Source organism: Bacteroides caecigallinarum (assembly GCF_016902295.1).
GTDB classification, from domain to species: domain Bacteria; phylum Bacteroidota; class Bacteroidia; order Bacteroidales; family Bacteroidaceae; genus Phocaeicola; species Phocaeicola caecigallinarum_A.
This window is the reverse complement of the sequence record NZ_JACJLQ010000031.1, coordinates 15853-39282: the sequence shown is the minus strand read 5'-3', so window position 1 is coordinate 39282 and position 23430 is coordinate 15853. Positions and strand designations below refer to the sequence as shown.

The following is a 23430-nucleotide window of genomic DNA, read 5'->3' as shown; positions in this document are numbered from 1 at the left end:
ATAGGGAAGATTAGCGCACTTACAATCCTACAATACATCAACTATAAAAACAACAAACCCATTGGCAAAGTTAAATATGCGCTAATTTAATTCCGCCAACGGGTTATTTTCAATATATTATTATATGAAAATTGTATTTGTTACAAAAAGGTAATAGTGATACTGCTGAAAACAGATAATGAGAATGGATATATAAAACGAAAAGCAATGACACCTATTGTTGTGTATAAGAGTCATTGCTTTATTTTTTATATAGTTTGAGTTGTATTACATGCTTTTCAAAGCCTTGCAAAGCTGGTCTGGACATGAAGTGTTTTTGTTTCCGCAACGGATACCTTCAAGTCGGGAAATAACTTCATTTACTTCCATTCCTTTTACTAATGAGCAGATGCCTTTAAGATTTCCGTTACATCCGCCAGTGAAGCTTACTTCCTTAATCTTGTTGTTTTCTACTTCAACTTCGATAAATGAACTGCATGTTCCTTGCGTTCTGTAGTTTATTTTCATCGTTATTGTTTTTATCGGGTTATAAAAAAACAGATTTCACACGAAGAAAACTTTATGCGAAATCTGTTTTTGTAAGTATCATTAAGAATAATTACTCTTCTTCAGGCTTCATGTTAGTGTAAACATTCTGCACATCGTCGAATTCTTCAAGACGTTCTACCATCTTGTCGATAGTTTCGCGCTGTTCTGGAGTAACATCTTTCAAATCGTTTGGCACGTATGTGAATTCACCACCGACATCTTCGAAACCACATTCTTCAAGGTGTTTCTGGATAAGAGAGTAGCTCTTAGGGTCACCGTAGATAGTGATTGTTCCTTCTTCCGGATCTTCGTCGTACTCATCTTCTACGTTGTAGTCGATAAGGTCGAGGATAAGTTCTTCCATGTCAAGACCGTCTTTCTTCTTGAAAGTGAACACACACTTGTGGTCGAACAAGAAAGCAAGTGAACCTGTAGTTCCAAGGTTACCGGCAAATTTGTTGAATACTGAACGAACGTCTGCTACAGTACGAGTAGTGTTGTCAGTAAGAGTATCAACGAATACGGCAACTCCGTGAGGACCATATCCTTCGTAAGTCATGCTCTTGTAGTCGCTCTGGTCTTTACCCTGAGCATTCTTGATAGCACGTTCAATGTTGTCCTTCGGCATATTTTCACGCTTGCAGACAGCGATGATAGAACGAAGTGTAGGGTTATTTTCAGGTTCAGGACCACCTGCTTTTACAGCAATTGCGATTTGTTTACCCAGACGTGTAAAGGTCTTAGCCATGTGACCCCATCTTTTCAATTTGGCAGCTTTTCTATATTCAAACGCTCTTCCCATTGGTTTATAATTTTATATGTTATTTTTATTATTGTATTATTATCTCAATTTAGCATCAAGCTTGTTCTGCAAATTAGTGATAAGTTTCTGCATGAACTTGTCAATCTGCTTGTCGTTCAGAGTGGCATTTTCATCCTGAAGCATGAAGCTTACAGCGTAACTCTTCTTACCTGCTTCGAGGTTCTTGCCTTCGTAAACATCGAACAGTTCAACAGATTTCAGGAGTTTCTTGTCTGTTTCGTAAGCTATCTTTTCGATTTCAGCGAACTGTACTTTCTTGTCGATAAGCAATGCAAGGTCACGTTTAACAGCAGGGAATTTAGATATTTCCTTGTAAGTTACTCTGTTGCCCTTAATTGATTTCATAAGTTCATTCCAGCAGATGTCGGCAAAATAAACTTCATTGTCGATATCGAATGCTTTCTGAATCTTCTTGCTTACTACTCCAAATGTAGCCAACAATTTTCCTCCACGAGTATGTACAGATATCGCTACAGAGTAGATATCGTCTGTAAGATTTCCGAATACAAGACCACCGAAGTTTACACCAAGACGACGGAAGATATTGAGAACGTATGCTTTAAGTTCAAAAACAGAAGAATTTTCGTCTGCGTGTGCCCATGAGTTGCTTACGCGCTTACCTGTAACCCACATACCGAGGTGAAGTTCTTCAGAATATGCAGCAAGAATTTTTTCAGGGTTCTTCCTTTCTTCGTTGAAGTGGTAGCACTTACCGAATTCGAAGAATTTCAAATCTGCATTCTTGCGGTTTGCATTGTGCTGGATGCTTTCAAGACCACCGAACAGCAGAGTTGCACGCATTACGTTCAAGTCGTTGCTCAATGGGTTCATCAGGCGAACCAGGTTTTCAGGCTTGTAAGTTTCAAGTCCTTCGTAATAGGCAGCAGCAGTAAGCGAGTTGTTCATTATTTCATTGAATCCGCATCCTACGAGCTGTTCAGAAACGATGTTCTGAAGTTTTACAGACTTGTCTTCAGCACCTTTGACGTTGATGCTTGATTTCAGACTAGTAGGAATCTCTACATTGTTATATCCATAGATACGGAGGATATCTTCCACTACGTCGCATGGGCGCTGTACGTCAACACGGTAAGGAGGAACAAGAAGAGAAAGACCTTCTGCTGTTTCGTTCACAATCTTCATTTCAAGACTGCTTACTATGCTCTTGATTGTTTCTGCAGTGATAACCTTTCCGATAAGTGTATTTACATAATCGTATGAAAGTTCGATAGCGAAATCAGCAATAGGAGCAGGGTAGTTGTCCTTGATTTCAGAAGCTATTTCACCGCCTGCAAGTTCTTTTACCAGGATTGCAGCTTCCTTCAATGCATAGATAGTGATATTAGGGTCGATACCACGTTCGAAACGGAATGAAGAGTCTGTGCTCAGTCCGTGACGGCGTGCTGTCTTACGAACCCATGTTGGGTTGAAGTATGCACTTTCGAGGAATACGTCAGTTGTAGCCTCAGTTGTACCTGAATCAAGGCCACCGAATACTCCGGCAATACACATCGGTTCTTCTGCGTTGCAAATCATAAGGTCGCGTTCAGACAAAGTACGTTCCACTTCGTCAAGTGTAACGAACTTAGTACCTTCAGCACATGTTCTTACTACTATTTTGCCACCTTTAATCTTGTTTGCATCGAAACAGTGCATTGGCTGTCCGTATGCATGAAGTATGTAGTTTGTGATATCGACGATATTGTTGATAGGGCGAACACCGATAAGGCGAAGTTTGTTTTGAAGCCATTCAGGACTTTCCTTTACGGTTACGTTCTTGATGGCGATACCAGCGTATCTTGGACATGCTTCAGTGTTTTCCACTTCGATGTCGATATTCAGATTGTTGCTATCTACTTTGAAAGCATCTACTGAAGGACGTTTCAACTCAGCTTTGTAGCCATTCTGGATTAACCATGCATAAAGGTCGCGAGCCACACCATAGTGTGAGCATGCATCCGAACGGTTTGGAGTGATATCGACTTCAAGTACGTATTCGCTCTTTATATTGTAGTATTCTTTTGCAGGAGTTCCCGGAACAGTGTCTGCAGGAAGAACGATGATACCGTCGTGGCTTGTTCCCACACCGATTTCATCTTCCGCACAAATCATACCGTTTGATTCTACACCACGGAGTTTTGATTTCTTGATAGTGAAACATTCGTCGCCATCGTAAAGCTTTGTTCCAAGAGTTGCTACGATTACTTTCTGACCTGCTGCTACGTTAGCTGCACCACAAACTATCTGTACAGGCTCTCCCTGTCCCAAGTTTACAGTAGTGACGTGCATGTGGTCTGAGTTTGGATGAGGCTCGCAAGTCAGGACTTCACCTACTACAAGTCCTTCGAGACCTCCTTTTATAGTCTGAACTTCCTCTACGCCTCCGGTTTCGAGACCGATTGAGGTAAGTGCGGCTGCTACTTCATCTGGAGTCAAATCGAAATTGACATATTCTTTCAGCCAGTTATAAGAAATATTCATATATAGATAGTTTTATGTATTTTTATGAATGATGCGCAAAGTTAATATAAATATTTGGTTTACAAGACTGCGTAAAAGTTTTTTTGCGAAATCAGAACGGTACGTCAGGCAATGGTCCGCTAAACGGATTTCCATCCTGCACAGGAGCCATATCTGCCGGTGGGGGAGGTATGGAGCCATTTCCCTTGTTCATCTTCGAACGTATGACCGGTGTCGCATTCTCTTCGGTAGGCAATGGTACAATCATTTCGTCTTCCGGATTTTGGAATCTTGCAAATTCGCCGCGGAATCGCAGAAGCACGTCGCCCACGGCACCATTACGATGCTTTGCAATAATGATTTCGGCCATACCGTGTAGGTCATTACCCTTTTCGTCGGTATATATCTTGTAGTATTCAGGACGGTGGATGAAGCAAACCATATCGGCATCCTGCTCGATGGCTCCGGATTCACGGAGGTCGCTCAACTGCGGACGCTTGCCATCTACACCCTCACGGTTTTCCACACCACGGTTCAACTGACTCAACGCTATGATAGGAATATTTAATTCCTTGGCAAGACCTTTGAGCGAACGTGATATGGTGCTGACTTCTTCCTGACGGCTGCCGAACGACATACCGCTGGCATTCATCAGCTGCAAGTAGTCGATGATGATTATTTTCACATCGTGTTCCCTCACCAGACGGCGGGCCTTTGTTCTGAGTTCGAAGACTGACAGTGAAGGAGTATCATCTACATATAGAGGAGCATCATACAGTTCCTTAATCTTGTAGTCCAACTGTCCCCATTCGTATGGAGCGAGCTGACCGCTCTTGATTTTCTCGCCCGGTATCTCACACACGTTTACAATCAAACGGTTGACCAACTGGACGTTACTCATTTCAAGCGAGAATAATGCTACCGGCACCTTGTTGTTTACGGCTATGTTTTTGGCCATAGAAAGCACGAATGCAGTCTTACCCATCGCAGGACGTGCGGCAATGATGATAAGGTCGGAGTTCTGCCATCCGGAAGTCATCTTGTCGAGCTTGTGGAAACCGCTTGCAAGACCACTCAAACCGTCGGTACGGGCGGCAGCAGTTCGAAGCATCTCATACGCTTCCTGTATCACAGGATTGATCTGCGTATAGTCTTTCTTCATGTTCTGCTGCGAGATTTCGAACAGACGTCCTTCGGCTTCCTGCATTATGTCATCCACGTCTTCAGTCTCGTCGAAAGCCTTTTTCTGGATGTTGCTGGTGAAAGTGATAAGCTCTCTGGCCAGGAATTTCTGTGCGATGATGCGTGCGTGGTATTCGATATGTGCCGACGATGCCATCATACCGCTCAACTGAGTGATATAGAACGGACCGCCTACTTCATCAAGGTGTCCCCTGAAGCGCAGGTGTTCTGTCACTGTAAGCAAGTCGATAGGTTTCTGCTGTATAGCCAGGTCTGTTATGGCGGCATATATCAGCTGATGTCTGTGCTCGTAGAAAGATTCCGGTTTAAGAATTTCACTAACAAGCGAGTATGCATCCTTTTCAATCATCAACGCACCAAGCACAGCCTTCTCCAGTTCCGGAGCCTGAGGCTGAAGGTGTCCATATTCATCCGTAAGCTTTTCTTTGCTTACCTTTGTTGTTCGTGCTGGTCTTTTTTGTGTAGTAGCCATTTATCTTATGGTATAATTTTTTGCAAAGATAAGATTTTCCTATTTATAATGTAGGAAGATGATATGCAGAAATAAAAAAAGTAGGAAGAAAGCTTCGTACGAGCTTCCTTCCTACTTTAAATATGTCATAAGACAAGGATTATTTTACAGGAATCTTATCTACTCTTTTTTGATGACGTCCGCCTTCAAATTCAGTATTAAAGAATTCTGTCATTATCTTGTCTGCCATGTCAGTATCAATAAACCTGCCCGGCATAACAAGTACGTTGGCGTTATTATGCTGGCGTGATAACTTGGCAATTTCAGGAATCCAGCAAAGAGCGGCACGTATTCCCTGATGCTTGTTTAGAGTGATACCAATACCTTGGCCGCTACCACAAACTGCAATACCCGGATAACATTCGCCAGCTTCTACAGCTTCAGCCAAAGGATGCGCGAAGTCAGGATAATCGCAACTGTCTGTAGTGTAAGTTCCAAAATCTTTGTATTCTAATCCTTTTGCTTCCAGCCACTGCTTAACATATTGTTTCAGTTCGAAACCTGCATGGTCGGATGCCAGTCCCACTACTTTCATTATAACATTGCTTTTACTTGGTTATATACATTTTCTGCAGTGAATCCCAATTTTTCGTCCAATACCTTGTAAGGAGCAGAGAAACCGAATGATTCAAGACCCCAAACCTTTCCGTTAGAACCTACAAGACCTTCAAGGTTTACAGGAAGACCAGCGGTAAGTCCGAATACTTTGGCTCCAGTTGGGATTACGCTTTCCTGATATTCCTTGCTCTGGCTGCGGAACAAACCTTCTGAAGGAACAGAAACGATACGAGTCTTGATACCGTCTTTGTGCAACAGTTCAGCACCGGCAACCAATGTAGAAACTTCAGAACCTGAAGCAACCATGATAATGTCCGGAGTACCTTCAGAGTCAGTCACGATGTAACCACCTTTGGCAGCTTCAGCATATTTTGTACCTTCTGGCAGGTCTGTGATGTTCTGGCGAGAAAGAATCAATGCAGATGGAGTATCTGTGTTTTCCATTGCAAGTTTCCAAGCCTCAGTAGTTTCCTTAGCGTCAGCAGGACGAAGAACAAGCATAGAGTTCTTTCCGTGGTGATTTTTCAGTTTTTCCATCAAGCGGATCTGTGCTTCCTGTTCTACCGGTTCGTGAGTAGGACCGTCTTCACCTACGCGGAATGCGTCGTGAGTCCAGATGAACTTAACAGGCAACTGCATCAAAGCGGCCATACGTACAGCTGGTTTCATATAGTCTGAGAATACGAAGAATGTACCGCAAGCAGCGATTACACCACCGTGAAGAGCCATACCAATACAGCAGCAAGCCATAGTAAGCTCGGCAACACCTGCCTGGAAGAATGCTCCAGTGAAGTCGCCTGGCTGGAACGAGTGAGTTTTCTTCAAGAAACCGTCAGTCTTGTCTGAGTTAGAAAGGTCGGCAGAAGAACAGATCATATTAGGAACCTGTTCAGCAAGAGCACCAAGAACAGTTGCGGATGCGTTACGAGTAGCATCGTTAGCTTTCTGCTGGATTCCTGCCCAATCAACTTTAGGAGCAACACCGCTGAACCAGTCTTTCAACTGAGCGGCTTTTTCAGGATTTGCAGCAGCCCATGCTTTTTCTTCTTCGTATCTTGCAGCAACGATAGTTTCAAGTTCCTGTGCGCGTTTTGCGTAAAGTTCTTTCACATCGTCGAAGATTACGAATGGATTTTCAGGGTCAGCGCCCAAGTTAATCATTGTATTTTTGTAAGCATCACCGCCAAGAGGAGCGCCGTGAGTCTTGCAGTTGTGTTCGTATGATGAATTGTCGTCTTTACGTGCGCCTTTACCCATGATACATTTACCGATGATAAGTGTAGGACGTTTTGATTCAGCTTTTGCAGCATCAAGAGCCTTGCGGATTTCATCGCAGTCGTTACCGTTGATTTCGATTACGTTCCATCCCCATGCACGGTATTTCATTGCAGTATCTTCAGTCATTACATCCTTTGTTTCAGTAGAAAGCTGGATGTCGTTTGAGTCGTAGAACATGATAAGGTTATCAAGTCCGAGGTGACCTGCTATACGTCCGCTACCCTGAGAGATTTCTTCCTGAACGCCGCCATCAGAAATGTAAGCGTAGATAGTTTCTTTAGCAAAAGTTGGGTTGCCAGTACGTGCGGCAAGGAATTTGGCTGCAATGGCAGCACCTACAGCAAAAGTATGTCCTTGACCAAGTGGACCTGAAGTGTTTTCGATACCGCGCATTACATCTACTTCAGGATGTCCAGGAGTAGGTGAACCCCACTGGCGAAGTTGTTTCAGTTCGTCAAGAGTGAATTTACCTGCCAAAGCCAACTGTGAATAAAGCATAGGAGACATGTGACCAGGATCGAGGAAGAAACGGTCACGACCTTCCCATTTAGGATTTTTAGGGTCGTACTGCAAATATTCTGAATACAGAACGTTGATAAAATCTGCACCACCCATAGCACCACCTGGGTGTCCTGACTTAGCTTTTTCTACCATTGAAGCTGCCAAGATACGGATGTTGTCGGCAGCATGGTTCATAACTTGTTTGCTGTTCATAGTTAATTGATATTTTATTGAATGTTTTTATTGTTGTTGGTTTGTTTCCTTATTTCGAAAGCAAAAATATAACTTTTATTGTAAACCACAACCTGAATACCAGCTTTTTTTATTAATCTTTTTTATAGAAAAGTCAGTCATTCAGGCTGTTTAGTGGCTACTTATTGTATTTTATACATGTTACTTTTTGTATTTTACAGCTGCCTCTTCCACTGGAATGCAAGCCTTGTATTCTTCTATGTATTTATTGAATCCGGCTACATCTTCTGCTGTAGGAGCTACCTCTGTACCTGTATTTCCAGCGAATACCTTTTCATCCAGGAAGTCGGACAGAGACTGTTTCTTGTCATTGTTTACAAGATATGAACCCAGAAGCGCGATACCCCATGCTCCACCTTCGCCTGCAGTTTCCATTACAGAGATAGGAGAGTTGATTGCGGCAGCAAGGACTCTTTGTCCTACACCTTTGGTTCTGAACAAACCTCCGTGACCAGTGATTCTGTCAACCTTAATCTTTTCTTCGTTGAACAGGATGTCGTTACCTATTTTAAGTACACCTACGGAAGCATACAGGTGGGCACGCATGAAGTTTGCAAGATTGAATTTGTCGCCGGCAGTACGGATGAACAAAGGACGACCTTCTGCAAGTCCTGTTACAGGTTCGCCTGAGAAGTAGTTGTACGAAATCAGACCACCGCAGTCGGCATCACCGGTTAGTGCATTGTTGTAAAGTTTTCCGAAGATTTCGTCCATATCAACAGGCATACCCATCAGTTCCTGATATTCCTTGAACAGGTTTACCCAAGCGTTAAGATCTGAAGTACAGTTGTTGCAGTGTACCATGGCAACAAGGCTTCCGTCAGGTGTTGTCACCATATCAATCATTTCGTAAGGTTTGGACAAATCTTTTTCCAAAACAATCATTGAGAATGATGAAGTACCTGCAGAAACGTTACCGGTACGTTGTTTTACTGCATTTGTAGCTACCATACCTGTACCTGCGTCTCCTTCAGGAGGACATACAGGAACCCCTGCTTTCAGATGTCCGGAAACGTCAAGTTTCTTGGCTCCCTTTTCTGTCAGGCAACCTGCGTTTTCGCCAGCAAGCAGAACTTTTGGAAGGATATCCTCGAGTGTCCAGCTAAATCCGTATGGCTTGATAAGGTTATTGAATTTCTTAACCATTTCGGCTGAATAGTTCTTAGTCTCAGGGTCGATAGGCAGCATACCTGAAGCATCACCTATACCCAAAACCTTTTCTCCAGTGATTTGCCAGTGAACGTATCCTGCCAGTGTTGTAAGGAATGTGATGTCTTTTACGTGTTCTTCCTTGTTCAGGATAGCCTGGTACAGATGTGAGATACTCCATCTCAGAGGGATGTTATATACAAAAAGTTCTGACAATTCAGCAGCTGCTTTGCCAGTATTTGTATTTCTCCAGGTACGGAACGGAACGAGGATTTCTTCTTTGTCGTTGAAAGCCATATATCCGTGCATCATGGCACTGACACCAATTGCAGCCAGGTTTTCGATTTCAATTCCGTATTCTTTTTTTACATTGGCTCTAAGGTCAGAGTAGCAATCCTGTACTCCGTTCCAGATAGCATCGATACTATATGTCCACAAGCCGTTTTCCAGCTGGTTTTCCCATGTGTGGCTACCTTGTGCAATAGGTTTGTTTTCTTCGTCAATCAGAACGGCCTTGATTCTTGTTGAACCAAATTCGATACCCAATATGGCTTTACCGTTTTCTATTGTAGATTTAGCATTAAGACTCATAGATTTTAAGTTTTTAAGTTTACGAGTTTCTAAGTTTTTGAACTCTTAAGTTTTAAAAAATTAAAAGTGCTGCGAACGATTGCTCGCCGAGCACTTTTAATTTATATTATGACTTGTTTATTAGCAAAGAGCTTTGTTCAGCATGTAGTAAACTTCGTTCATACGGAGTTCTTTCTTGAATTCGCTGATTGTAGTGTCTTTGTTGATATGAACCATTTCGATGCCAGCGATTTCTGCATAGTCTTCCCAGTATTCAGCTGTCAGATCGTATGAGAAGCAAGAGTGGTGAGTACCACCTGCAAGAATCCATGCGCCTGCACCTACTTCGAAGTTAGGCATAGGTTTCCACAAAGCAGAAGCTACAGGAAGTTTTGGAAGTGGTTTTGGCTCGATGCATTCTACGTCGTTTACAATCAGACGGAAACGGTTTCCGAGGTCAACGACTGTAGCTGTACATCCTGTACCAACCTTTGAAGTGAATACAAGGCGTGCAGTCTGGCTCTTGCGTACACCGATGCCGAGGAAGTGAACTTCAAGACGAGGTTTCTTGGCAGCGATAAGTGGACAAACTTCCAACATGTGAGCCTGAAGGATAGAGCTGTTTTCTCCGTCGAAGTTCAAAGTATAGTCTTCAAGGAAAGAGCAACCGTTTGCAAGTCCCTGGTTCATAACCCATACTGTACGGTAAAGTGCTGCAGATTTCCAGTCACCTTCAGCTCCGAAGCCATAACCTTCGGCCATCAGACGCTGTGAAGCAAGACCCGGAATCTGGTCGAAGTAGCTACCGTCAGTCTGTCCGAGGTCGTCGAAGTTTGTAGTGAAACCTTTAGCGCCTTTATCTTTCAGGATAGCACGAAGAGCAAGTTCAGCTTTAGCCGCATTCCATACTTTCTGGTATGCTTCAGTTGATTTGTCTTCAATTTCTGCATCATGATCATATTCATTGAAGTATGTCTTAACCAATGCTTCAACTTCTTCGTCTTTTACATTCTTGTGATATTCCATCAGTTCGCTTACAGGACAGTAGTCAACATGGTATCCCATGCGCTGTTCAGCTTCAACCTTGTCACCATCTGTAACGGCTACATTGTTCATCTGGTCGCCGAAACGCAAGATAAGCATATCCTGAGAATCTGCCCACGCAGCACAAACTCTCATCCAAACTGCGATTTTCTTGAGAGTTTCTTCTTCTTTCCAGTAGCCTACAACTACTTTACGACGCACACGCATACGAGAGCAGATATGTCCGAATTCGCGGTCGCCGTGAGCACTCTGGTTCAAGTTCATGAAGTCCATGTCCATTGTATCCCAAGGAATTTCCTTGTTGAACTGAGTGTGAAGGTGCAACAACGGTTTCTTCAACTGCTGAAGTCCGTGTATCCACATCTTGGCAGGAGAGAATGTGTGCATCCATGTGATTACACCGACACATTTCTCATCATTGTTTGCTGCTTTGAATACTGCTTCAACTTCTTTTGAAGAGTTTGCGGTGCCTTTGTAAACAACCTTGACAGGGAGTTTGCCACTTTCGTTAAGACCTGCTACCATTTCGTTGCTGTGTGCATCTACTGCTATTACAGCGTCACCTCCGTAAAGGAGCTGTGCTCCTGTTACGAACCATACTTCATACTGGCTGAATGCGTTCATAATTTTTATTTTATTAAAAGGTTAGTTTATTATTGTTTTGGAATTTGTTTTGTAAATATTATTTTTTCTGTCCGTAATATGCGTTAGGACCGTGTTTGCGGTTGAAGTGTTTTTCAACCAAAAGCGGATTCATTGTAAGATTTGGATTTGCAGCAAACGCTATGCTTGCCATTTTAGCTACCTGTTCCATCACTACGGCATTGTGGACAGCGTCGTGTGCGTCTTTACCCCATGAGAAAGGACCATGATTTTTTACCAGAACTCCAGGAGTATGGACAGGGTTCATGCCTTCGAAACGTTTTACTATTACGTTACCTGTTTCTTTTTCATATTCACCCTTAACTTCTTCTTCTGTCATATCAGCAGTGCATGGGATAGCCTCGTGGAAATAATCGGCATGAGTTGTTCCAATGTTAGGAATATCAAGACCTGCCTGAGCCCAAGCTGTAGCGTATGTAGAGTGAGTGTGTACTACACCACCAATTTCCGGGAATGCTTTATAAAGGACAAGATGAGTAGGGGTGTCGCTTGAAGGACGAAGGTTGCCTTCTACTACGTTGCCGTCGAGGTCAACCACTACCATATCTTCAGCCTTCATTTCGTCGTAAGACACTCCACTTGGTTTTATAACTACCAGTCCTGACTCGCGGTCAATGGCAGAAACGTTACCCCAAGTGAAAATCACTAATCCATGTTTAACCAAATCAAGATTTGCATGGAATACTTTTTCTTTTAATGCTTCTAACATATCTGAGTTGTTTTTTTATTGTCAAATTTTGAATTTAGGATCTTTCTCGTAGGCTTTATCGTTGAATTTATATAAACTCGCACCTCTTTTAGATCCTGTTTTGTCTATTTTGTCGGTTTTTTCTATAAAATCCATATCGGCAATACGTTTACGGAAGTTTCTTTTGTCCATAGCTTCGCCATATATAGCTTCGTAGAGGTTTTGTAATTGTGTCAGAGTAAACAATTCGGGGAGCAAATTGAACCCTATGGGTTTGTTTGAAGCTTTTTCCTTCATCTTTTTTCTGGCTATGCGAACCATTTCCGAGTGGTCGAAAATCAGTTCTGGAACCTCATTTATATTAACCCAATAAGCGTTGTGCTGTTGGACGAGTTCACGGTCGTATTCATTAATGTTGATAAGTGCGTAATAAGCAAGTGAGATAACCCTTTCTCCAGGGTCTCTGCCAACATCACCAAATGCTCCGATTTGTTCCATGTAAACATCTTCCAATCCGGTCAATTCACTTAATACGCGCTTTGCGGCATCATCAGCACTTTCGTTTTCCTGAATAAATCCGCCCATTAGAGACCATTTGCCTTTGGCAGGCTCAAAATTTCTCTTTAGTAGCAGGAGATTCAGTTCGCCCTTATCGAAACCGAATATTATACAGTCAATACCGACGTAAAATTTTGGATTATGTTTATAATAAGCAGTCATGTAAATACAGTTTTTATATTGTCCTACATTTATATATTACAAATGTAGAACAATATTTTGTCTTTTTACCAGAAATATGCGTAGAATAATCCGCAAAGCAAGAATACTCCGAGTGTTGCGATAACATCCCATTTATTCCAGCTTTTTCTGATAAGTGTTTTGTAACTGTCTGTAAATGTAATAGCTTCAATCTGTTGTGCGGATGGTTTTGGAGTAAAGCATGATACAACCACCATCAGTAAGATAAGGAATACCAGCAACCAGATTTCGAAAATCAACCAGTTAGTCTGCCAGAACCATGCTGTTGCATCCCAAAATGCTCCTTCCATAGTTGCTGTACCACTCTTTGTTATTACGTTTGTAACTAGTCTTACCATACCGATGATGAAACCGCCGATAAGACCCCATTCACCAGCCTTTGGAGTGATTCTCTTAGAAAAGATACCCAATGTGAACACTGCTACCATGGCTGGAGCCAACAGAGACTGGATGTCCTGCAGATAGCTGTATAGGTTGTCCATGTTCATCATGATAGGCAGCCAGAGCAAACCGAGGATAACTACTACCACTGTAGCTACACGACCAACGAATACATAGTGTGCTTCGCTCTTACCCTGACGCATAGGTTTGTAGAAGTCTTCTGTAAACAGTGTCGCACAGCTGTTGAAGAATGCTGCAAGTGATGTAACCAATGCACAGATGAAACCGATTGTTACCAGACCTTTCACACCTGCAGGAAGGATGTTCTTCACCATCATGGCAAATGCGCCGTCTGTGTCGTGCTGGTTGTTAAGGTCCATTACGATACCGCTATTAGGGTCCTGTGCCAATGCCACAGCTACCATACCAGGGATAAGGAACATGAATACAGGAAGCAGTTTGAAGTAACCTGCAGCGATTGTACCGCGGCGTGCACGTTTCATAACTACATCGTCCGATTCACCTTTCTGCTGTCCAAGAACACGCTGAACGATATGTTGGTCTGTACACCAGTACCAGAAACCGATGATAGATGCTCCGATGAATACTGCAAATCCGGGGAATTTAGGATACATAGGATCGCCTTCGTCCCAGTGGAACATATGGTTGATTCCGTAACCGTCGTGAGCAGAACGTGCATAGTCCATCATGTTGCTCCATCCATCTACAATGCTTCCATGTCCAAGTGCAGATAATCCTAAGAATAGTACAAGGAACGAGCCTATGATAAGGATAGGTGTCTGAATAGCAGACATTGTCATAACTCCTTTCATACCTCCCAATACTGTAAATACGGCAGTAATGGCAATCAGTCCCAAAGCTCCCCACCAGAAAGGAAGGCCGAGCAGATATTCGAAGAAGATACCGCCTGTGAAAGCTGTAACGCTGACTTTTGTAAGAATATATGCAATCAATGTGATGATACTCAACCATGAACCCGTTCTCTGAGTATAACGATATTTCAGGAAGTCAGGCATAGTGATAATCTTGCCCATTTTGTTGTTCAATAACTGATAAAATGGAACAAACAACCATCCCAAAATAAGAATCATCCAACCCTGCATTTCCCAGTGTGCCATACCTACACCGTCTTTTGCTCCTGTACCTGCAAGTCCTACCAAGTGTTCTGAACCGATGTTGGCTGCAAAGATTGCAGCACCGATAACGTACCATGGTTCACCTTTTCCAAACAAATAATCCTGACTGTCGGCTCCCTGCATTGCAAGCTTGTCCTTACGTACTGCACGCCAAACAGCCCATGCTACTCCTAAAATACCTATGACCAGAACAGCCCAGTCCAACCAAATAAATTCTTTTGAACTCCAATTCATGATAAAAGTGTTTTTATGATATTATACTATATGTTATTTTTCAACTCCGAATTTGAAAATGCAGTGGCTGTAGTATTTTTCTCCTGGTTTGAGGATTACTGAAGGCCATTGAGCCTTGTTAGGACTGTCAGGATAATGTTGTGATTCAAGACATACAGAAGCACGCTGTGGATATGCTACACCGTGTTTTCCTTTTACTTCGCCAGTCAGGAAGTTTCCTGTATATACCTGAATTCCCGGTTCGTTGGTATAAACTTCAAGTGTTATGCCACTTGTAGGGCTTGTAAGTTTGGCTGCAACCTTTGTATCATCGCCTTTGGTAGACAAGACCCAGTTGTGGTCGAAACCGTTTCCAAACTTAACCTGCTCATTGTCAAAAGCTGTTACGTCCGGAGCAATTGTTTTAGGCGTGTTGAAGTCGAAAGGAGTGTCTTTAACGGCCATCATTTCTCCTGTAGTCATATAAGTGCTATCTACTGGAGTTATGCTATCCGAAGCTACATATAGGATATGGTCTGTTGCAGGTTTTGACATATCTCCGCTGAGATTGAAATATGAGTGGTTTGTCATATTTATTACAGTAGTCTTGTCTGTTGTAGCATTATATTTAATGTCAATAGCATTGTCTCCGGTAAGAGTATAAGTAACATTGGCGGTTACATTGCCAGGGAAGTTGTTATCACCATCGGCTGAATTCATGGTAAGAACGATAGTGCTGTCATTAGTCTGGTTTGCTTCATAAACCTGATACTGCCATCCGGTAGGACCTCCGTGCAGGCAGTGTCCGAAGTTATTTGTAGGGAGTTGGATTTCCTGTCCGTCGATAGTGATTTTACCTTTGTTGATACGGTTGGCATATCTTCCGATGCTTGCTCCGAAATCGCTTGGAATATTTTGATAGTCATTAATGTTGTCAAAACCAAGAACAACATCTGTCATATTTCCATTTTTATCTGGAACCATAATGGATACAATTCTACCGCCAAAGTTGGTAACGCAAACCTCCATTCCGTTGCTGTTTGTCAGCTTGTAAAGTCCGGTTTTTTTATTACCGTCGATAGTAGTTTCGAAACTGGCCGGATTTAAACCGGATAATGTCAACTCGATTTTTTTCTCTTGTGAGGCGCATCCGCTAAGCAATAAGATTGCTGCCCCCATGCTTAATAATGACTTTTTCATGTTTCTCATTATATCATTTGTAGGATAAATTAATTTACGGTGTAAAAGTAACACTTATATCGTTACGTTGTTCTGATTTTTATATGTTATACAACATTAAAGTGTTATTTTTACACTTAAAATCTTTTCGTTAGAGTTTTATCTTGTTTTTCTGTATTATAGGAAGATATTTTGTTCGAATTAAAACGACCTGTCATTCGATTCAAAACGCCTTGTTATTTTGATTCGAATGACAGGTCGTTTTGAATGTGTTAATTGTTTTTTTCTTTTTGATAAGAATTTAATGGAGTACAGGTTAAATCTTTTTTAGTTTTATTGTACAGAGATGAAGGGGGAGATTGAATTCATCTTATTGGTATCTAATGATGAAAATAGTAATTTACCGTCCCGATTTCGTCCCGGGTATAAAACGGCAAAAGCTGTAACTTTTGAGTTACAGCTTTTTATTTCTGCACGGGAAGAGAGGCTCGAACTCCCGACACTCGGTTTTGGAGACCGATGCTCTACCAACTGAGCTATTCCCGTGTTTGCGGATGCAAAGGTACTATTATTTTTCGTTTTTGCAAGGGTTTTATTAGATAAAAAATTTATTTTTTTAGTGTAGAATATTTAAGTCATTGAAAGCCTGTGCATATAGCTCTGATTTTTTTTCGAGCTTTAACGGATAAGCTCTACTTGACGATGGCATCCTATAAAGGAAAAGTTGCCTGTCGAGGTAATTGATTTCTGTTTTGTTGCCTATAGCAGGTTGTTTTACAGAAAAATATTCACAAACTAAATCAGTGGCTTTTTGTCCGGTAGTTATGATGGCTTTACATTGAGGAATTTGTTTTAATAGAAGACCTATGTCTGTAGGTTCAACAACTTCCAAGAATTTATCCGAAGCATTATCCTGAAGTCTTATTACTGATGAGGCTGTGTCGTATAATGCAATGCCTTTTTCTTTAAGAAATGCTTCAAGAAGAGTTTTGTTGAATGCTTTTTTGTTTTCTGTGAGAAAATATTCTCTGTCATTGAAGAAAATATATCCGAATATTCTCCACATGTCGTTCTGAAGGTTAGGGTAGAAGAAGTCCATGCTCCATCTTTTGCGTTGTGGAGGAAAACTGCCCAACATTAATACAGAGGCGTTGGAAGGGAGAAATGGTTCCAGCGGATGCTGTTCAATATTGTTAGATGTGTACATATATATGGAAAAATTAAAAGGCGGGGTTGGTTACCAACTCCGCCTTAAGCTGATTTATGTAATTTATGCTTTTGGTTTAGGTTCTTTTTTGGCTAATAGCACGATGTTGTAAACATATTCGCTCATCCATTCTTGTGAATATCCTAATGCGTGTTTGTACTGGCGGATATTGTTGCAAGTTTTACGGACTCCGTCGTCTTTCCAGTTATTTTTGTTTAGAATATCATCAATAGCCTTTTCTGTCATATTGCGAAGCATCTTTTTCAATACGCTCGGCATACGGAATTTCCATTGCATCAAGTTACCGATGACCATCATCAAGTCTTGGCTGAAGCCCTGGAACATAAACAGGTATGATTTGATGTCATTTACGTTCCTGCAGTTTTTCTTTACGGACGCATCTATTTCCTTGAAGAAGCTGTCGTTAAGTCCATATATATCAACCAGCATTCTTTTGCAGCGTGACTTTTCGGCTATACCAAGTTTGTTGTTTTGTGTAGGCACTTTAAGTGTACGTTTGAATACAGCCAAGTCTGGAAGGAAGTTGATATTGCTTATACCCATTTGTGAAGCCATTACAGCCTGGTAGTAAACTCGTATAAGTGTCATGAAATCTTCCATGCCGCCTACTCTGACCGGCTCTTCTGCGTTTTCGGTATTTTTTTTACCGAACAATTTAGAAAATATACTCATGTTTAAAATTTTTTATTTGTTTTTACAGAGTGCAAATATAGTGAAATAAATTGATTTTAAAGTGTATTGACTACAATGTATGTATAATAATATAAAAAAGGTGTAGCATGACGAAAAAACATCAGCTACACCTTGTAAGATTTTTTATGACAATTATTATTTGTCGTTGGAATAGTATTCCTTTTTAATACCTTTCACTTCTTTTTTCAAATAGGCGAAATGTTTGTGGTTGAAATCATCATCGGAAGTATATATATTAAGCTGTTTATCGATGAAGCTTTCTATGTCGTCAAGATGGTCTTCAACGTATAATATTGCATCCGAACGTTTGAACGTGTTATTCTCTTTATCGGTTTGGTCAGGGCATAGAATATTTTTTATGCATCCAACGTATATTCTTTCAAGCTGTCTTGTGAAATAATTTATTCTTTCATCTTTATTGTCCAATGGTCTCCAAACGGCATTGAATACGTCGTTAAGATATTCATCGACGGGATATGGCTCGGAAGAGAAAACAGAACTTGCATGCATCTTATATATCATTCCTTGAGAAATTAGCAGTTGGATTACAGAATTCTGTGTTTCCTTAATTTCGTTTATAGCATCAATCTTTCTGATGTTGCTTGTTACCTCTTCAGGATATAGCCATAGAGGAGCTGTGAACACGTTTCTTCCAAACCAGTCTATCGCTTCTTTCTGTCTGTCCTTAGGGTATGGAGCAAACAGGTTTTGGTCAGGCAAGTTGTTTGTATATCTTCTACCGATATTTTTCTGTACGTGCCATGTGTATCTTACGAATTGTCCTTTTACGGAATTGTAGATATCGGTCAGGTATTCGTACTGTCCGTCCGGTTGTTTAGTCCATTCCATGATATTTTCCATAACCCTTTTGAGGTTCTTTACACCATAGTCGCTTGCCTTCATGCTGTTGTCGCCCAGGTCTTCGCTTTGGCTTCTCGGGTCGTCTCCCTTACCTTCGTCGCCGAGGTACATCAAACGGTGGTCGTTTCTCAGCCTTTTTGTGGTCTCTGCACGCATAACTTCCTTTTCCTTGAAGCTGTCCTTAAATTCAGGTCTGTACTTGTATCCCCATTCGATAGCCCAATTGTCATATATTCCAATCCTTGGGAATAATCCTTTAGGGGAAATGTTGTCTTCCGGCTGTGCCACGTAGTTGAAACGGGCATAGTCCATTATAGAAACTGTATGACCGTTTGCTTCAACCCATTTTTTGTCACGAAGTTTCTCAACAGGAGTAGCATAGCTTGCAACCATGTTATGACGCAGGCCTATGGAATGTCCTATTTCATGACTTGATACGAACTGTATAAGAGTTCCCATCAGCTCGTCATCGAATTCCATTGTGCGTGCGCGCTTGTCAAGCGGTCCGCACTGAACCATATACCATTTTTTCAGCAGGTTCATGACATTGTGATACCAGCATACGTGGCTTTCAATGATTTCGCCGCTGCGTGGGTCAACAATTCGAGGTCCGTACGCATTTTGTGTCTCTGACGGAAGATAACGTATAACGCTGTATCTTGCATCGTCAAGGCTCATGCTTGGGTCGTCAGGCCATTCTTTTGCTACAATCGCGTTTTTGAAGCCTGCTGCCTCGAATGCTACATTCCAGTCCTCAACACCGGCCTTGAGGTATTTAACCCATTTTTTAGGAGTGGCAGGGTCTATGTAATATACAATCTGCTTTTTCCTGACTTCGTCACTATAAAAACATCAAATTTATAATATCTTGATAAATAATGTTTTGTAACTTTGCATACCCTGATTTTGGGGTACGCAAAGCATTTTTGTATGTTTATCAAACGAAAAAAGAATCGGTCAGGTACTGTAAGTATCGTTGTAGCTGAAAAGATTTCAGGTTATTATAAGGAGCTTACCACTATAGGTATAGCACGTACCCAAGAAGAGATAGATTCTCTCATAATGAAAGGTCGTAAATGGATAGATGCGGAACAGGAACGCCGCCATCCACGGCTGGATCTTTTCGGTGAGGAACGTAAGAAGTGTGAGGCAGAACTTCTGAGTGCCGAACAGATGCTTTCGTGCATAACCAACATCTCCATCAATGGAGCGGACCTGATACTTGACCGTGTCTTTGACAACGTGGGATTCAACAGGATAGATGATGAGGTGTTCCGCCAACTTGTAAAAGCGCGCTTGTCTTATCCTGCAAGCAAATCTGCCACAGTGGAGTATCTGAAGAATCATTTTGATGAAGATGTCAGCCTGTCTAAGATCTATCGTTATTTAGACAAACTAAGCGATAACCAGCATAAGATAGTTCAGGACATAAGCGTCCTTCACACAAAGAAGATTTTAGGCGGTCATATCGGTGTGCTGTTTTATGATGTCACCACACTCTATTTTGAAGCGGACTATGAGGACGAGCTTCGCAAAACGGGTTTCTCCAAGGAAGGGCGTCATCAGAACCCTCAGATTATATTGGGACTGTTGGTCAGCATTGGCGGCTATCCGCTTGCGTATTGCATCCATGAGGGCAACAAGTACGAGGGACACACGATGCTTCCGGTAGTGACGGAATTTGTCCGGAAATATGAGCTGGAAGATTTTATCGTGGTGGCTGACTCAGGATTGATGAATAACGATAATATAGCCGACCTTGAAGCAAACGGTTACAAGTATATCATCGGTGCGAAAATCAAAAATGAGAGCAAAAAGATACAGGAATGGATACTGGAGCAGCCTAAGACAGACTGTCAGATGGTTGAATACGATAAAGGCAACGGACGGAGGTTATTGGTCGGATATACGGAAGACCGTGCCCGAAAGGATGCTTATAACCGGGAGAAAGGGATACGCCGTCTGGAGAAGGCATACCATAGAGGTACGCTTACAAAAGACAATATCAACAAGCGTGGATACAACAAGTTCCTGAAAATGGAAGGGGATGTAAAAGTGACCATCAATTACGAGAAACTGGAGAAAGATGCGAAATGGGATGGTCTCAAAGGATACCTTACCAATACGAATATACCAGTAAATGACGTGTATGCAGCCTACCATAACCTATGGCATGTTGAAAGAGCCTTCCGCATATCAAAATCAAAGATTGAGATAAGACCAATGTTTCACTTTACAAGGCGCAGGATAGAAGCCCATGTCTGTATCTGCTTCGTGGCCTTGAAAGTTTACAAGGAATTGGAGCGTCTGCTGAAGCTATCCGGCATAAATATGAGTGTGGACAAGGTGATCGAACTTGCTAAAACTATAGTGACTATACAGATTACATTGCCTCAGAACAAGCAAACAATCAACAGAACTATGCTTATGAAACGGCATCAACATATCGCTCCACTGTTCACGGATGAATTTTGGGGTACGCGTTGACGAAGTCGGGTGGCTTCTTTGCCGGCCATAAGCTCTATTAATAGCTGTCTATTCTCTTCTTTTGTCAGCCATTGTTTGAACTCTTCGGATTTTCTAATCTCAGGGTCCTGAATTGCATCGAGTGCAAAGTTTAAGTCTTTTTCTGAATATTCTGTCATGATTTCCACCTTTTTACTTATAATACGTATATACGTAGTGAAATGATGACAGGCAAAATGATTTTTTTATAAAAAAATATATATTGTTTTTCTTAGTATCTTTAACGCTCTTGCGATATGTGTACGTACAGTGTTGTTGCTTATGTTAAGTTCTTCGCTTATTTCAGAACATTTTTTTCTTTTAGGAAGAACTCTTCTACGATGTGTTTCATCTGTGGTGCCATATTGTTAATGCTCTCTTGCATTCTGATGATTTTCTGTTCATATTCAGCATATTCTTTTGCAGTCCACGACGAATATATTTCTGCAATATATATACTTTCATTTTTTGTCACTACGCTTTTGTGTCTCAAAAAATCTATACATTTATTTTTTACCATGACAAATAGTAGTGGAAGAATATCGTCGGAGTTTTCTTTCTGATTCTCATTTTCAAGTATAGAACAAAAGACATCATTAACAATGTCTTTTGCATTTTCTTCATCGTTAACGAGATTATTGGCATGGATGAATAGCTTATACCGGTTTTCCCTGTATAAGTCTGCAATCTTTATGTCAAATCTTTTATCCATGCTCACAGATGTAATTGATATTAATGTAAAAACTACCATTAATACGAAATATTATCAATGGTAGTTTATTAATGTTCTGAATTTGTGTGCAAAGATAATAAAATGTTACCAACAACTGATGTTTTCCTCAATGTCTTTCATCTTATCTTTTGAAAATGACGGACTTTTTATTCCGTTTTTCTTTTGTCTTATATAGTCGTCAAGTAATCGGAATGCGTATTTGCCAAGCAATATAATGGCTATTAGATTACATATTGCCATAAGCGCCATTGTCAGATCGGCCAGACTCCATACCATATTCAGACTTGCGATAGAACCGAAAAACACCATTCCGCCTACGAGAATACGATATAAGTGTATTATATTCTGTTTTTTTGTTATAAAACGTATGTTGGCTTCTCCATAATAGTAATTCCCAAGTATGCTGCTGTAAGCAAAAAACAATATGGCAATAGCTATATATGTACTGCCGATGTTGCCAATCTGGCTGTTTAGAGCTGCTTGAGTGAGCTGTATCCCGTCAAGTCCTGCATTTAAGTTTTTTCCGCTGAAAAGAATAATGAAGGCAGTGCATGTACATATAAGTAATGTATCGGTAAATACGCCAAGAGCCTGAATCAACCCTTGTTTGGCAGGATGAGTGACATGTGCTGTAGCGGCAGCGTTAGGAGCTGAACCCATACCCGCCTCATTGCTGAACAGACCTCTTTTTATACCTTGCATCAGTGCGGCGCCTATTCCTCCGCCTACGGCCTGTTCAATTCCGAAAGCATTGCTGATAATAAGGCTGATAACTTCAGGTAAACGTGTGATATTGGTTATTACTATATAAAGAGCAAGTATGATGTAGCCTAAAGCCATAATTGGAACAAGAATACTGCTTACGTTTGCAATCCAATGTACTCCACCGAATATTATTATCAATGTTATTACAGTTATTCCGATTCCCATATAAATAGGAGGTATGTTGAAAGCACTGTCGAAGGCTGCACAGATGGTATTGCTCTGAACGGAATTAAATGCAAAACCAAATGTTATGGTTATAAGTATTGCGAATATAATACCCATCCAGCGTTTCTTAAGACCTTTTTCCATATAATAAGCTGGTCCGCCGATATATGAATGCTTGCTTCTTATTTTAAATAGCTGTGCCAGAGTAGATTCTACGAAAGCGCTACTTGCTCCCAAGAGCGCTATTACCCACATCCAGAATATTGCTCCAGGACCTCCAACTGTAATGGCTGTGGCCACCCCTGCAAGGTTTCCCGTACCTACACGGCTTGCCAAAGATATTGTAAAAGCTTGGAATGAAGAAATATGTTTCTCGTGTCCGTCAATTTTTGCTGTCGAGTCGCCAAGAAGTCTTACCATTTCTCCTATCATCCTGAATTGTACAAATCTGGTCTTGAAGCTGAACCATAATGCGCAACCCAACAGCATTGCTATAAGTATGTATGTCCAAAGAATGTTATTTGCCTGATTTATGAATTCTGTTATAATGTTCATTCTAATAA

18 protein-coding genes, 1 tRNA gene and 1 pseudogene are annotated in these 23430 nt (G+C 41.3%); 1 reads left to right on the top strand and 19 read right to left on the bottom strand.

Features of this window, described 5'->3' with window-relative positions:
- Positions 1-267: 267 nt before the first annotated feature.
- The 16 genes and pseudogenes from H6A27_RS10825 to H6A27_RS10750 form a co-directional block, all read right to left on the bottom strand.
- Positions 268-507 (bottom strand): TIGR03905 family TSCPD domain-containing protein, encoded by a 240-nt coding sequence (locus H6A27_RS10825; protein WP_204392230.1) that lies wholly within the window; start codon positions 505-507, stop codon positions 268-270.
- Between the two features lie 91 nt (positions 508-598).
- The gene (locus H6A27_RS10820; RefSeq protein ID WP_204404743.1) at positions 599-1330 is read right to left on the bottom strand and encodes a YebC/PmpR family DNA-binding transcriptional regulator; all 732 of its coding nucleotides are present in this window, start codon (positions 1328-1330) and stop codon (positions 599-601) included.
- 39 nt (positions 1331-1369) lie between these two features.
- Positions 1370-3832: a phenylalanine--tRNA ligase subunit beta gene (gene pheT / locus H6A27_RS10815; RefSeq protein ID WP_204508680.1), complete on the bottom strand. Its 2463-nt coding sequence runs from the start codon at positions 3830-3832 to the stop codon at positions 1370-1372.
- A 91-nt stretch (positions 3833-3923) separates the two neighbouring features.
- Complete coding sequence (gene dnaB / locus H6A27_RS10810; protein WP_204508679.1) at positions 3924-5486, bottom strand: replicative DNA helicase; 1563 nt, start codon at positions 5484-5486, stop codon at positions 3924-3926.
- 139 nt (positions 5487-5625) lie between these two features.
- Positions 5626-6060, bottom strand: coding sequence for a ribose 5-phosphate isomerase B (rpiB, locus tag H6A27_RS10805; protein WP_154044074.1), 435 nt, complete (start codon positions 6058-6060; stop codon positions 5626-5628).
- Positions 6060-8075 (bottom strand): transketolase family protein, encoded by a 2016-nt coding sequence (locus H6A27_RS10800; protein ID WP_154044073.1) that lies wholly within the window; start codon positions 8073-8075, stop codon positions 6060-6062. Before H6A27_RS10800 ends, rpiB begins: the two co-directional genes overlap by 1 nt.
- Before the next feature lie 180 nt (positions 8076-8255).
- Positions 8256-9854, bottom strand: a complete 1599-nt coding sequence (locus H6A27_RS10795) for a xylulokinase (RefSeq protein WP_204508678.1) — start codon at positions 9852-9854, stop codon at positions 8256-8258.
- Between the two features lie 120 nt (positions 9855-9974).
- Complete coding sequence (araA, locus tag H6A27_RS10790) at positions 9975-11501, bottom strand: L-arabinose isomerase (protein WP_154044071.1); 1527 nt, start codon at positions 11499-11501, stop codon at positions 9975-9977.
- 58 nt (positions 11502-11559) lie between these two features.
- Positions 11560-12249, bottom strand: a complete 690-nt coding sequence (locus H6A27_RS10785) for an L-ribulose-5-phosphate 4-epimerase (RefSeq protein WP_154044070.1) — start codon at positions 12247-12249, stop codon at positions 11560-11562.
- 21 nt (positions 12250-12270) lie between these two features.
- Positions 12271-12948, bottom strand: coding sequence for an NUDIX hydrolase (locus H6A27_RS10780; RefSeq protein ID WP_204404740.1), 678 nt, complete (start codon positions 12946-12948; stop codon positions 12271-12273).
- A gap of 65 nt (positions 12949-13013) precedes the next feature.
- A complete protein-coding gene (locus H6A27_RS10775; RefSeq protein WP_204508677.1) occupies positions 13014-14759 on the bottom strand; it encodes a sodium:solute symporter in 1746 nt (581 codons plus the stop codon).
- A gap of 33 nt (positions 14760-14792) precedes the next feature.
- On the bottom strand, positions 14793-15938 hold the full coding sequence (locus tag H6A27_RS10770) for an aldose epimerase family protein (RefSeq protein WP_420867857.1): 1146 nt from the start codon (positions 15936-15938) through the stop codon (positions 14793-14795).
- A gap of 452 nt (positions 15939-16390) precedes the next feature.
- Positions 16391-16463 (bottom strand) — tRNA-Trp (locus H6A27_RS10765).
- A 70-nt stretch (positions 16464-16533) separates the two neighbouring features.
- Positions 16534-17124 (bottom strand): uracil-DNA glycosylase family protein, encoded by a 591-nt coding sequence (locus tag H6A27_RS10760; protein WP_204404737.1) that lies wholly within the window; start codon positions 17122-17124, stop codon positions 16534-16536.
- A gap of 63 nt (positions 17125-17187) precedes the next feature.
- Positions 17188-17817 carry a hypothetical protein gene (locus H6A27_RS10755; protein ID WP_204404736.1) on the bottom strand — a complete coding sequence of 210 codons (630 nt, stop codon included), beginning with the start codon at positions 17815-17817 and terminating at the stop codon, positions 17188-17190.
- 156 nt (positions 17818-17973) lie between these two features.
- Positions 17974-19527: pseudogene (locus H6A27_RS10750) on the bottom strand (zinc-dependent metalloprotease); the annotation flags it as partial.
- A gap of 102 nt (positions 19528-19629) precedes the next feature.
- On the opposite strand from H6A27_RS10750, the gene H6A27_RS10745 reads away from it, so the two are divergent.
- Positions 19630-21186 carry an IS1634 family transposase gene (locus H6A27_RS10745; RefSeq protein WP_204508675.1) on the top strand — a complete coding sequence of 519 codons (1557 nt, stop codon included), beginning with the start codon at positions 19630-19632 and terminating at the stop codon, positions 21184-21186.
- A gap of 224 nt (positions 21187-21410) precedes the next feature.
- On the opposite strand, the gene H6A27_RS15170 is transcribed toward H6A27_RS10745, so the two are convergent.
- The 3 genes from H6A27_RS15170 to H6A27_RS10735 form a co-directional block, all read right to left on the bottom strand.
- Positions 21411-21506 (bottom strand): hypothetical protein, encoded by a 96-nt coding sequence (locus H6A27_RS15170; RefSeq protein ID WP_300770858.1) that lies wholly within the window; start codon positions 21504-21506, stop codon positions 21411-21413.
- Positions 21503-21916: a sigma factor gene (locus tag H6A27_RS10740; RefSeq protein WP_239469659.1), complete on the bottom strand. Its 414-nt coding sequence runs from the start codon at positions 21914-21916 to the stop codon at positions 21503-21505. The genes H6A27_RS15170 and H6A27_RS10740 overlap by 4 nt, the downstream gene beginning before the upstream one ends.
- Positions 21917-22021: 105 nt before the next feature.
- A complete protein-coding gene (locus H6A27_RS10735; RefSeq protein ID WP_204403727.1) occupies positions 22022-23422 on the bottom strand; it encodes an alanine/glycine:cation symporter family protein in 1401 nt (466 codons plus the stop codon).
- Positions 23423-23430 lie beyond the last annotated feature (8 nt).